Raw genomic sequence first — 12,468 nt, forward strand, 5'->3', positions numbered from 1 at the left:
ACGGTCCCCGTGAGGGCGTGGGAGGACCGTCAGGCTCCGACGGCTGCCGACGCCCCGCGGCGTGCGCTCCCACGCCGCCGGTCACGGCGGTCACGGCGGTCAGGGCGCGCCTCGGCCGGCGAGGTCCACGGGAGCACTGCGGTGGCGAGGTCGGCCACGGCGGTGCGCGCCGGCGAGTCGGGTGCGTGCTCGACGAGCGAGCGCCCGGCGAGCAACGCCCCGTCCAGCGCACCGGGGTCGTCGGGGACGAAGCGCACCGACGTCAGCCCGGCGAAACGCAGGAGCGAGTCGGCGATGCGCGACTCCGGGCGCGAGCCCACGGCGCCGCTCCGGACGCGGTTGACCACCGGGACCGGCTCACCGGAGGGGACGGTGCCGAGCTCCTGGAGGCCGCGGACGAAGCGTTGCAGCGCCACGGGGTCGGCGCCACCGACGGCCACGACGACGTCGGAGGCCGCGAGAGAGGTCAGCGTCGCCTCGTTGCGGCGTGGCGCGACGGTGTCGTAGCTCAGCTCCTCGTCGTCCTCGAGGCAGAAGCCGCAGTCGACGACGACCACCTGCACGAGGGTCCGGCTCAGCTCGAGCACCCGCTCGAGGGCGGCTGCCCGCACCTCCGGCCAGCGCTCCGCCTTGGGCAGGCCGGTCAGCACACGCAGGCCCGGCACCACTGTGGGCGCGATGCGCGCGAGGGCGGGCAGGTCGAGCAGCCCCTGGTCGGCCGCGCGACAGGCCGCCGCGATCCCCGGAGCCTCGTCGAGCAGGCCGAGGGTCTGCGCCACGCACCCGCCGTAGGTGTCGGCGTCGACGAGGAGCACCTCGACGCCGCGGCCGGCGATCTCGGCAGCCAGCGTGGTCGCGATCGTCGTGCGCCCGGGCGCGCCGGTGGGCCCCCAGACCGCCACGACCGGGGCACGGTCCGGGCCACGCCGAGCGGTGGTGGGGAGCTCGTCGCCGTCGGGCCCGTGCGCAGCCTGATCCGTGTGGTCCTCGGCGCCGGCCGGCCGCCACCCCGGGTCCACATCACCGGGATCTCCACCGGCGGCAACACCGGCGGGATCGCGGGTGTCGCCGGCTCCGGTCGCCGGCAGGGCACCGGACGGGTCGAACGGCTCGCCCTGCCCTGACGGTGCGGCGGAGCCGGCTGATCCGGATGGCCCGGATGGCCCGGACGCACGCAGCGAGGCCTCGAGCTCGTCGACCCCACTGGGACCTGTCTCGAGGGAGGTGGTCCAGCGTTCGGCGTCCGCGTCGACAGGGAGCGTGACCGACACGGTGAGCTGCCGGAGTCGGCGCTCGCCGGCCTCGTCGTCCGCGGGGTGGACCCCGACGACGCGGATCCGGTTGGCACGCAGGCGGTTCACGACTTCGAGGTCGAGCCCCCGCAGGTCGGAGGAGATGACGGCCGTGTCGCCGAGGCCCGCCTCGGCGACCGAGAGCAGCTCGGGGACATCGGCGCAGCGACGGCTCACGGTCACGCCGCGCACACCCTCGAGCGTCGTGGCGACCGCCGCCTCCCACTGGTGGCTCAGGGCGGTCAGGACCTCGGTCATGCTCCGCTGCCGGTCGCGGCACCGACGGACGGCACCAGGGTCAGCTTCGCCTCGCCGTCCACCGCCTCGACGAGCGGCTGCACCTTGTCGGAGGGCACGTAGATCTGCACCGACGTCATCGAGCCGGAGCCGAAGCTGCCACTGTTCGTCAGGACGGCTGCCACGGCAGCGGACTCGAGGACCTTCTTCGTCGGGGTCGTGGCGGCGTCGCTCGTGCTCGAGGCCTTCGGCGTCACGAAGACGTCGACGCGGCTGCCCCGGGTCAGGCCCGTGGTCGACATGGCGTCCGCGCGCACCGTCACCCGCTGGACGTCGATGGCGTCGGCGGCGCCGACGGCAGAGACGGGCACCAGCTCCCCTGCGCGCACGTCGCGCAGCATGAACGCCCCGGTCGGCGCCGGCGCATCCGCCGGGAGGTAGCCGGTCATCCCGTCCGCGAGGCGCACGTCGGCACGCACGAAGGAGGTCTCCTCGACCTCGTCACCGGCCACGAGGTTGCTCGCGGCCACCCAGACCGGCACCCTGTCGTCGGCGCTGGCGACCGCCTTGGCCCCGAGCGTCGCGGCGACGACGACGAGGAGCACGCCCACGACGAGGCGGCTGTCACGCCACGACGGGCGCTGCAGGCGTTTGGCGCTGGGAGAGGCCAGCTCGGTCATGGGACCCCCTGTGGTCCGTCGATGGATGTCCGGGCGACACCGGTTCGGTCACCGGCAGGCGCGGCATCATCTTGCATCACCCGGGGACGGAGCGCCCCTCGAGGCGCACAGGTGGGGACGACGGACGAGGACGCCTCCGGGAATCTCTAGGATGAGGTCGTCCCCCGGACTGTCCCCCTGAGCGCACGGCGACACGTCTTCCGGGAGCAGGTGCCCGTACCTCCCGCGCGGGGGTACGGGTGAGATCAAGACCGTCGACCGGCGGTGCCAGAGGAGGAGTTCAACGTGGCCCAGCGGTTCCTGCAGCTCGCCGAGGTGTCGGAGATCCTCAACATCTCCTCGGCGCAGGCCTACGCCCTCGTGCGGTCGGGCGAGCTGCCCGCCATCAAGATCGGCGGTCGGGGCCAGTGGCGGGTCGAGGCCACCGAGCTCGAGAGCTACATCCAGCGGATGTATGCCGAGACGAAGTCGTTCGTGCAGGCCCATCCCTTCGGCGGGGCCGGCGACGAGTGACCCGCAGCGCCTGACGGGTCGGGACAGGTCCGCGATCCGGCTCACGGTCGGGTCACGGTGATGACCGCGATGACCCGATGACCCGATGACCCGATGACCCGATGACCCAGGGGTTCACCCCTGGAGACGGCGGACCGAACCGAGGGACCAGAACGGCACGAGCAGCCGGCCCGTGACGTTGGCCGTGCGCCGGCTCTCGTCGGAGGCGTGCTCGGCGAGCTCCAGGTGGTCGGCGCCCACGAGGTCGATCGTCCCGGTGGCCGCGTGGCCGTCGACGTCGACGAGCTCGACCACCGCCCTGTCGCGGCTGACCGCACGCAGGGCCGCACCCAGCCCGAACCGTTTGGCGACGACGGACGGCGTGCGCGCACCGGGCCCGAGCCCGGAGACGGACCGGACCGCGGGAAGCGCCACGAGCACGGGTCGCTCCGGCGCGGGCTCGACGAGCGCCCAGTCCGGGCCCACGTCCACGAGCCGGCCCGAGACGACCCGTCCCGGCAGACGCAGCGCCACCTGCGAGGAGTCCACGTTGGCGAGCAACCGGGTGTGCACATCGAGAAGCGCTCGCTCGCGGCGCGTGCGGTCGGCCACCTCGGACTCGAGCTCGCGCACCTCGTCCAGGACGAGCTGCGCCTCGAGATCGTCGAAGAGTCGGTCCCACCTCATGTGCCCAGCCTTCCTCGGGTGGACGACGACGGCCACCCGGAACCCGTCTTGACCAAAACCATACTTGACCAAACAAATGCAAACTGCATTAAATGAGGTCATGCACAGGGGATCACAGCTACAGCACAGGCGCGACGAACCGTCCCGGCCAGCACGGTCTCGACCTCGGCGAGGCAGCGAAGCCGGAAGCAGCGGACGCATTCCGAGGTCCAGTCGACCGGTTCGCGAGGTCGGGGTCGCGCTCGTCGGTCTCGGCGTCGCCACCGCCGCCCTCGCCCTCTTCGTGACCGTCGTCCGCCAGGCACCCGCACTGTCCGGGGCGAGCCGGCCCGACGACATCCTGCTCGCCCTCCTCGGCTGGGTGGGTCTGCTGCTGGCGGGCTGGCTCGCACTCGGATCCCTCCTCGCCGTGGCGGCCCTGTTGCCCGGCGCGGCCGGGAGGACGGCGGCGGCCGTCGCGGAGCGCGTCACCCCCGTGGCGGTGCGCAAGGTGCTGGCCCTCGCACTCGGAGCCTCCGTCGGCTCGCTGGCCCTCCCCCCGACCCTCGTCTCCGTCGCCGGCTCAGGTCCAGTCACGCGCACCACCGACGGCTCTGCCCCACGCATCGACGCGGCCGCGTCGAACCGGCTGGCTCCCGGCTTCACCCCGACCGAGGCGACCCCCGGCTTCATCCCGACCTCGGACGATGCGCGCGCCGGCGGTGCCTCCGCGTCCTCCGCGTCGCGACCCGCGGCGGTCCCTGGCGCTCCGGCCGGGCCTGGCTACGCCCCGACGGACACGTACCCCGACTCGGCCGAGGCCGGCTCCTCCCGTGGCTCTCGCGCCGGCAGCACCGGCGCCCCGGCCAGAACCACCCCCGGTCCCGGCTACGTCCCGACGATGCCACCGCCGGTCCATGACGCCGAGCGCCCGCGGCTGCTGGCACCGACCCCGCGCCGCACGACCGCGGCCCACGACCTCGTCACCGTCCGCCGCGGCGACTCGCTCTGGTCCATCGCGGCTCGGCACCTGGGACCGGGCACCAGCGACGCCGAGATCGCGTGGGAGTGGCCCCGGTGGTACGCCGCCAACCGCGCCGTCGTGGGTGACGACCCGGACCTGCTCGTTCCCGGGCAGCTGCTCCGACCGCCGCCCTCCACGTCAGCTCCCACCTCCCACCGTTCGACCCTTCACCCCTCCGCCCCCGAGGCCGGCGCCACGAGCGCCCCTGCACCGCAAGGAGTCCAGTGATGACGCGAACGCCGACGAACACCTCGTCCACCTCGTCCACCTCCCCCACAGCCTCACCCGCGGCCTCCCCCGCGGCGTCCGCCGCACGCGACGGCTTCACCGTGCGCCGCATCCCGCAGACCGCTCCCCGGATCATCAGCGCCGACGAGGCCTGGCACGGCGAGCAGCCCTACGCCCAGGACGCGCTCGCCCTCGACTTCTTCGGGGCCCGCGACGACGAGGAGTTCGGCCGCCAGCCCACCCGCACGAGCCAGCTCCCCGACCCTGCACCGCTCGTGGGCCAGCTCGCCCAGGCGATCATGGAGGTCGTCTCCGGCCAGCGCCCGGCCCCGCAGCTCATCCGGCACACCGCACCGACCATCTACTCCGTCATCGCCCGTCAGGCCATGGTGGCGGGTCGCCGCCGCGAGCCAGGGCCACGACGGCCGGCGATCGTGCGCCGCGTGCGGGTGTGCGAGCCCGCCGACGGGATCATCGAGGCGTGTGCGGTCGTCGTGTCGCACGGCAGGGTCCGGGCGCTCGCTCTCAGGCTCGAGGGACTCGACGGTCGCTGGCTCGTCACGGCCCTGACGATCGGCTGACCCGACCCGGACCACGACCACCTCGCGACCACTGGCGACACGACGCAGACAGGACGCGGACAGGACGCCCTCGACGTCGGCGGCCACCCGGCATACGACATCCCGAGGGCACGCGAACGGCCCGGACACCACAGGGTGTCCGGGCCGTCACGCGTGCTGCGCCGGGTCAGCGGCGCTTGCGCTTGACCTTCTTGCCACGGCGGTCGGCCTTGCGCTCGACCGTCTGCTGGCCACTGGTCTCGACCGCGCGACCGTCCTCGCCGGGTGCGGTGTAGCGCAGCCCGCCGGAGCGCTGGCCGTCGGTCTCGAGGTCCACGCCGGACACGCGGACGCCCGACCCGAACGGTCGACGCCCGGCCGAGACGGCCTCGTCCTCCTCGTTGCCTGCCGCGGCGCCCGTCGCGTCGTCGGCGACGTGGGTGTGGTCGGCGAGGCCGCCCACGAGGTCACCGACCGACATGGGGGCGGCGCCGACGGGAGCCGCAGCGGGCTCCGGCACCTGCACCTCGACGGAGAAGAGGTGGCTGACCGACTCCTCCTTGATCGCCTCCATCATCGCCTCGAACAGCTGGAAGCCCTCGCGCTGGTACTCGATGAGCGGGTCGCGCTGGGCCATGGCCCGCAGGCCGATGCCCTCCTGGAGGTAGTCCATCTCGTAGAGGTGCTCGCGCCACTTGCGGTCGAGGACCGACAGGACGACCCGACGCTCGACCTCGCGCATCGTGTCCGAGCCGAGGGTCTCCTCGCGCTGGTCGTACGCGTGGTGCGCGTCGGACATCAGCTGCTCGCGCAGGAGCTCGGAGGTGATGGCCTGACGGCCGCCGGCCATGTCCTCGAGCTCCTCGATGGTGAGCGAGACGGGGAAGACCTGGCGCATCGCGTCCCAGAGCTTCTCGAGGTCCCAGTCGGCGGCGAAGCCCTCGGACGTCGCCGCGTCGACGTAGGAGTTCACGACGTCGTTGACGAAGAGGCGCAGCTGCTCGTGGAGGTCCTCGCCCATGAGCACGGCGCGGCGCTCGTCGTAGATGACCTGGCGCTGACGGTTCATGACGTCGTCGTACTTGAGGACGTTCTTGCGGATCTCGTAGTTCTGGGCCTCGACCGAGCCCTGCGCCTTCTGGATCGAGTTCGTGACCATCTTGGACTCGATCGGCACGTTGTCCTCCATGCCGGCGGTCTGCATGAAGCGGTCGACGAGACCGGCGTTGAACAGGCGCATGAGGTCGTCGTTGAGCGAGAGGTAGAAGCGCGACTCCCCCGGGTCACCCTGGCGGCCGGAGCGGCCTCGCAGCTGGTTGTCGATGCGGCGCGACTCGTGCCGCTCGGTGCCGAGGACGTAGAGGCCGCCGAGCTCGGTGACCTCCTCGTGCTCGGCCGCCACGTCGCGCTCGGCCTTGGCAAGCGCCTCGTCCCAGGCGGCTTCGTACTCCTCCGGCGTCTCGTGCGGGTCGAGCCCACGGCGCTTCAGCTCCGCGACGGCCCGGAACTCGGAGTTGCCGCCGAGCATGATGTCGGTGCCTCGCCCGGCCATGTTGGTCGCGACGGTGACGGCGCCCTTGCGACCGGCGTCGGCGACGATGGCGGCCTCGCGCTCGTGCTGCTTGGCGTTGAGGACCTCGTGCCGGATGCCGCGCTTCTTCAGCTGCTGGGAGAGGTACTCGCTCTTCTCGACGGAGACCGTGCCGACGAGGACGGGCTGGCCGACGGCGTGCTTCTCGGCGATGTCGTCGACGACGGCGTCGTACTTGGCGACCTCGGTGCGGTAGACGAGGTCGGCCTGGTCCTTGCGGATCATCGGGCGGTTCGTCGGGATCGGGATGACGCCGAGCTTGTAGATCGAGTTCAGCTCGGCCGCCTCGGTCTGGGCCGTGCCCGTCATGCCCGAGAGCTTGTCGTACATTCGGAAGTAGTTCTGCAGGGTGATCGTGGCGAGCGTCTGGTTCTCGTTCTTGATCTCGACGCCCTCCTTCGCCTCGATGGCCTGGTGCATGCCCTCGTTGTAGCGGCGGCCCGGCAGCATGCGGCCCGTGTGCTCGTCGACGATGAGGATCTCGCCGTTCATGACGACGTAGTCCTTGTCCTTCTTGAACAGCTCCTTGGCCTTGATGGAGTTGTTGAGGTAGCCGATGAGCGGCGTGTTGACCGTGTCGTAGAGGTTGTCGATGCCGAGCAGGTCCTCGACGCGCGCGATGCCCGACTCGAGCACGCCGACGGTGCGCTTCTTCTCGTCGACCTCGTAGTCGCCGCGGCCGTCCTCGCCGCGGTTGAGGCGTGCTGCGATGCGGGCGAACTCGACGTACCACTTGGTCGCGAGGTCGGCCGGACCGGAGATGATGAGCGGCGTGCGGGCCTCGTCGATGAGGATGGAGTCGACCTCGTCGACGATGCAGAAGTTGTGGCCGCGCTGGACGAGCTCGGACGGGTCCCACGCCATGTTGTCGCGGAGGTAGTCGAAGCCGAACTCGTTGTTCGTGCCGTAGGTGATGTCCTTGGCGTACTCGGCGCGACGCTGCTCGGGCGTCATGGCGCTGAGGATGCAGCCGGTCTCCATGCCGAGCGCGCGGTGCACGCGGCCCATCAGCTCGGACTGGTACTCGGCGAGGAAGTCGTTGACCGTGATGACGTGCACGCCCTTGCCGGACAGCGCGTTGAGGTAGCTCGGGAGGGTCGCGACGAGGGTCTTGCCCTCACCGGTCTTCATCTCGGCGACGTTGCCCATGTGCAGCGCGGCGCCGCCCATGATCTGCACGTCGAAGTGCCGTTTGCCGAGGGTGCGCTTGCTCGCCTCGCGGACGGCGGCGAAGGCCTCGGGCAGCAGCATGTCGAGCGTCTCGCCGTTGTCGAGGCGCTCGCGGAAGCCCTTCGTCTCGTCGCGCAGCTCCTCGTCGGTGAGCTTCTCGAAGTCGGCCTCGAGGGCGTTGACCTGCTTGGCGATGCCCTGGAGCTTCTTCAGGGTCCGGCCTTCGCCGGCGCGAAGCAGCTTCTCGATGACGGCCATCTGGTGATCTCACTCCCGACTGAACGTGTGGACGCGCCCGGTGGGCGGGCTCCATCGCCCGTGATGGGTCACGGGACCCGCCTAGGCTAGCCGCCTTCCGGACACAACGACCAACGCACCGGCGCGCGGCCCGGTTCCAATCCGGTTGCGGCGCGGGTACCGGCCGGGACCGAGGGCGTATGCCGTGTGCTCGGGCGGCGCTCAGCCGCTCGCTGCCGCCTCGCCGGGGACACCAGCGGCGTCGCCGACGGGGAGGTCGACGCGGCCGAGGCCGAGCCAGCCCGCCATCGACTCGAGGTTGGCCACGAGCGCCGCTCGTGCCTCGGGCGGAGCGCCCGGCTCCCAGGTGATCCGGTAGCAGCGGAGCACCCCTGCCGTGCGGTCGGCCTTGAGGTCGCAGCGCGCCACGAGGGCGTCGCCGTGGAGGAACGGCAGCACGTAGTAGCCGTGGACGCGCTTCTCGGCGGGGGTGTAGATCTCGATGCGGTAGTGGAAGTCCCAGAGGGCGTGGATGCGCTCGCGCTGCCAGACGAGGGAGTCGAAGGGGCTGAGGAGGGCCTCGGCGTGGACCCGCCGCGGCAGCCGGGCCTCGGCGTGCAGCCAGGCCGGCTTCCAGCCCGGCACCGTGACCGGGACGAGCTCACCGTCGGCGACGAGCCGGGCGATGGCGGGCCGAGCGTCCTCGCGCCGGATCCGGAAGTAGTCGGCCAGGCACAGCTCGGTGCCCACGCCGTGTGCGCGCGCCGCGATGCGCACGAGCTCGACGTAGCGCTCCGGGTCGGCCTCGGGTCCGGGCCGGTCGGTCCAGGCGGCGCGAAGAGGCGGGGGCGCGGTGGCGGCGAGGGCGGCATACCGGCGCTCGAACTGCGAGGTGCGCCCGACGGAGCTGATCTGCCCGGCCCAGAAGAGGTACTCGAGGGCCTGCTTGACCTCGGACCAGTTCCAGCCCCAGTGGTCGGTGCGGCGTGGCTGGTCGTGGGCGAGCGCGACCTCGGCCTCGCGCGCCGTCATCGGCCCCCTGGCCTCGACCTCGGCCCGCACAAGGTCGACGTAGTCGGGGCGCTCCTCGAGGATCCGCCGCATGCCGCCCCACGCCTTCTCGGCCGCCGCGCGCATGCGGAAGTCGAGCAGGGGCCACGTCGACGGCGGCACGAGGCTCGCCTCGTGCGCCCAGTACTCGACGAGCCGGCGCGGGGCACGGTCGCGGGCACGGTCGAGCAACGCGGTGTCGTAGGGCCCGAGGCGGGAGAAGAAGGGGAGGTACTGGCTGCGGGCGAGCACGTTGACGCTGTCGATCTGCACGACGCCGACCCGGTCGACGACGCGCTGGATGTGGCGCATCGTCGCGGCGAAGGGCTCCGGTCGGGGGTCGAGGAAACCCTGCGCAGCGATGGCGACCCGGCGCGCCTGGCTGCGCGTCAGGGTGCGGGTGGCCGCGCTCATTCGCCGGGGTCGATGAGGCGCTGTCGCACGGCGTACATCGCCGCCTCCATGCGCGAGTGCATCTGGAGCTTGTCGAGGATGTTGCGGATGTGGTTGCGCACGGTGTTCTCGGAGATGAACAGCTCGAGCGCGATCTCGCGGTTGAGGCGGCCCCGGGCGACGAGCCTGAGGATCTCGAGCTCACGCTCGGTCAGGCGCGGCAGCTCGAGCCCCGAGATCGGTGCGGGCACCGGCTCGCGCTGGCTGATCTGCTTGAACTCCTCGAGCAGCTTGGACGCCATGAGCGGCGAGAGCAGCGACTGCCCGTGGAACACGGCACGGATGCCTGCCGCGACCTCCTCGGGCGGCACGTCCTTCAGCAGGTAGCCGTTGGCGCCAGCGCGGACCGCCTCGAAGAGGTTGGCCTCCTCGTCGGAGCTCGTCAGCATGATGATGCGGGCCGACGGCACCCGCTGCTTGATGACGCGGCAGGCGTCGATGCCGCCACGCTTAGGCATGCCGACGTCCATGACGATGACGTCGGGGAGGATCTCCTCCGCCTGGTCGACCGCCTCGACCCCGTCGGCGGCCTCGCCGACGATCTCGATGCCGTCCTCGACGGCGAGGACCATCTGCAGGCCCCGACGGTAGAGCGCGTGGTCGTCGACGATGAGGACGCGGATGACATCCGGGGACGGCGGGTTCACGCCCCCATCTTGGCGCACACCCCGGAAACCGCAGCCCAAGGGCGCTCCGGCCGCGCGGCGCACCCGCGACGGCGCGGTCGAGCCAGGCCGCGGACGCCTGCGGGAGCCGGGCGCCGACGCCCGTCGGGGCGCCCCCTCGTAGAGGGAGCGCCCCGACGACGTCACCGGTCGGGTAGCAGGGGTCAACCCGTGGCGGCGACGTCGGCGTCCGCGTCGGTCTCGAGGTGCAGCACCCCGTAGCTCCAGCCGCGACGCCGGTAGACCACGCTCGGGCGGTCGGTGTCAGCGTCGTGGAAGAGGAAGAAGTCGTGTCCGACGAGCTCCATCTCGTTGACGGCGTCCTCGAGGGACATGGGCGCTGCCGTGTGGACCTTCTCGCGGACCTCGATGGGCGAGTTGCCGAGCGCACCGAAGCGCTCGAGGTCGTCGACCCGGCCGTCACCGGACTCGGTGGGCTCGGCGCCGGGCGGGATCGACCCGTTGGGCGAGGAGTCGATGCGAGCCGTCGCCTGCGCGACCGACTCGGGGATCCGTCGTCCGCGACTGACCCGGCGCTTGTCGTGCACGCGCCTCAGGCGCTCCATGAGCTTGTCCACGGCCGCGTCGAGGGCGGCGTACTTGTCGTCGAGACACGCCTCCGCCCGGATCACGGGGCCCTTGGCGTGGCAGGTGATCTCGACCTTCTCGGACCCGCGGGCAACCCGCTCGTGGGTGACGACGACGTCGATGCGATGCACCTTGGGCGCGAGTGCTGACACCTTGGCCAGTCGCTCGTCGAGCTGCTCACGGAATCGGTCGGGGATCTGGACGTGGCGTCCAGTGACGACGATCTCCACGGTTCCTCCTTGATCACGCACGTCTTCTTCGTGCGGTGCAGTGAGAGTGGTTCCGGGCCTCTGGTCACCTTGGACTGGCCCGCCGGTCAACGGGGCACCACCCCTTCCTGTCGATCACGTCCCGGGGCGCGACCGAGGGGCCGTCTCCCCGTGGGACGGGGTCCATGACTCGACCCTACTTGGGCCGCGTCCCCACCGGAAGGCATGTGGGAGATCCCCCTCACCCCGGGCGCGTCGGACGCCCGGTCGGCTGCCACAGAGGGTCCACAGAGGGTCCTGAGATCACCCACGGGTGCGCTGGGTGGCCGCCATCGACGCGCCGACGACGGCGCTGCAACCGGCCGTCCGCAACGCCCTGGCGGCCTCGGCGAGCGTGGCACCCGTGGTCACGACGTCGTCGACCAACAGGACGCGACGTCCGCCGATCACGTTGCGCCACAACGGCATCACGGCAAGCGCGCTCGCGAGGTTGCCACGACGCTCGACCGTGCCGAGCCCCGACTGGTCCTCCACGCGGCGCACGTGGCGCAGGGCCGGGGCCACCCGCAGCGTCGGGCCGGACGGCTGCGACAGGCGCGTGAGGTGCGACACGGCGGCCAGACACAGTGCGGTCAGCGGCGTGTCGCCCCGCTCATGCACGGAGCGTCGCGACGAGGGCGCTGGGACGACGAGCACGACGCCGTCGTCCCAGCCGGCACCCCGCAGCGCACCGTCGACGGACGCGGCGAGCAGGGGCGCCAGCACGGTCACGAGATCGCGGCGGCCGACGTCCTTCCACGCGGACACGGCGGCCCGGAGGGGATCGGCGTAGACGCCCCACGCGTGCACCGGCGGCATCCCCTCCGGGACGGGGTGCGGCACCACCCAGGGGCCACCGCCGTGGTCACCGGGTGTGGCCGGCGCCCTCTCCCTGCCCGTGCCCGGCGCCTCGAAGGCCAGCGCGAGGAGCGCCCGGTCGCACCGGGCGCACCAGTCGGAGCCGGGGCGCAGGCACCCGCCGCACTCCCGGGGCAGGACGAGGTCGACGAGGTCGCTGTCCCGCAGCAGCGACAGGGCGCGCCCGACCGCACGTGCCGGCCCCGGGCGTGCCCGCGGCCCGGTATGTCGCTCCGCGCCACGCCCTGCCACCGGCCCAGCACAGCGCACCCCGGACGGCGCCGCGAGGGCGTCGACCGGATCTGGGGACGACGGAGCCGCGCGCCGAGGGGATGTGGACGCAGCCCGCCGAGCGGTCGGCCCGGGACCGACCCCGGAGGCCGGCCCGCGGGAGCAACACCTGGGCCCGGCCGAGCCGGCGCGTGAGCT

The 12,468-nt window shown here is 72.4% G+C and carries 11 protein-coding genes; 3 read left to right on the top strand and 8 right to left on the bottom strand.

Going from position 1 to position 12,468, the window contains the following annotated elements; genetic code table 11:
- Positions 1 to 29: 29 nt before the first annotated feature.
- Both U5C87_RS20175 and U5C87_RS20180 read right to left on the bottom strand, forming a co-directional pair.
- On the bottom strand, positions 30 to 1,550 hold the full coding sequence (locus U5C87_RS20175; protein ID WP_330474224.1) for an AAA family ATPase: 1,521 nt from the start codon (positions 1,548 to 1,550) through the stop codon (positions 30 to 32).
- Positions 1,547 to 2,209, bottom strand: coding sequence for a hypothetical protein (locus U5C87_RS20180; protein ID WP_330474225.1), 663 nt, complete (start codon positions 2,207 to 2,209; stop codon positions 1,547 to 1,549). Before U5C87_RS20180 ends, U5C87_RS20175 begins: the two co-directional genes overlap by 4 nt.
- Before the next feature lie 285 nt (positions 2,210 to 2,494).
- On the opposite strand from U5C87_RS20180, the gene U5C87_RS20185 reads away from it, so the two are divergent.
- Positions 2,495 to 2,722, top strand: coding sequence for a helix-turn-helix domain-containing protein (locus U5C87_RS20185; protein ID WP_330474226.1), 228 nt, complete (start codon positions 2,495 to 2,497; stop codon positions 2,720 to 2,722).
- 114 nt (positions 2,723 to 2,836) lie between these two features.
- Here the strand turns inward: U5C87_RS20185 and U5C87_RS20190 are convergent, their stop codons facing one another.
- Positions 2,837 to 3,388, bottom strand: a complete 552-nt coding sequence (locus U5C87_RS20190; protein WP_330474227.1) for a hypothetical protein — start codon at positions 3,386 to 3,388, stop codon at positions 2,837 to 2,839.
- Between the two features lie 283 nt (positions 3,389 to 3,671).
- Here U5C87_RS20190 and U5C87_RS20195 point away from each other — a divergent pair, with 283 nt between their 5' ends.
- Both U5C87_RS20195 and U5C87_RS20200 read left to right on the top strand, forming a co-directional pair.
- Entirely contained in the window at positions 3,672 to 4,619 is a 948-nt protein-coding gene (locus U5C87_RS20195) for a LysM peptidoglycan-binding domain-containing protein (RefSeq protein ID WP_330474228.1), read from the top strand.
- Entirely contained in the window at positions 4,619 to 5,200 is a 582-nt protein-coding gene (locus U5C87_RS20200; protein ID WP_330474229.1) for an Rv3235 family protein, read from the top strand. Before U5C87_RS20195 ends, U5C87_RS20200 begins: the two co-directional genes overlap by 1 nt.
- Positions 5,201 to 5,366: 166 nt before the next feature.
- Here U5C87_RS20200 and secA read toward each other — a convergent pair whose 3' ends face one another.
- The 5 genes from secA to U5C87_RS20225 form a co-directional block, all read right to left on the bottom strand.
- On the bottom strand, positions 5,367 to 8,198 hold the full coding sequence (gene secA / locus U5C87_RS20205) for a preprotein translocase subunit SecA (protein ID WP_330474230.1): 2,832 nt from the start codon (positions 8,196 to 8,198) through the stop codon (positions 5,367 to 5,369).
- Positions 8,199 to 8,399: 201 nt separating this feature from the next.
- A complete protein-coding gene (locus tag U5C87_RS20210) occupies positions 8,400 to 9,641 on the bottom strand; it encodes a winged helix-turn-helix domain-containing protein (protein WP_330474231.1) in 1,242 nt (413 codons plus the stop codon).
- A complete protein-coding gene (locus U5C87_RS20215; protein WP_330474232.1) occupies positions 9,638 to 10,327 on the bottom strand; it encodes a response regulator transcription factor in 690 nt (229 codons plus the stop codon). Before U5C87_RS20215 ends, U5C87_RS20210 begins: the two co-directional genes overlap by 4 nt.
- A 182-nt stretch (positions 10,328 to 10,509) precedes the next feature.
- Positions 10,510 to 11,163 (bottom strand): ribosome hibernation-promoting factor, HPF/YfiA family, encoded by a 654-nt coding sequence (hpf, locus tag U5C87_RS20220; RefSeq protein ID WP_330474233.1) that lies wholly within the window; start codon positions 11,161 to 11,163, stop codon positions 10,510 to 10,512.
- Positions 11,164 to 11,445: 282 nt separating this feature from the next.
- Positions 11,446 to 12,291, bottom strand: a complete 846-nt coding sequence (locus tag U5C87_RS20225; protein ID WP_330474234.1) for a ComF family protein — start codon at positions 12,289 to 12,291, stop codon at positions 11,446 to 11,448.
- Between the last annotated feature and the right edge of the window lie 177 nt (positions 12,292 to 12,468).

It is taken from the genome of Terrabacter sp. C0L_2, from assembly GCF_036352015.1.
Lineage (GTDB): Bacteria > Actinomycetota > Actinomycetes > Actinomycetales > Dermatophilaceae > Terrabacter > Terrabacter tumescens.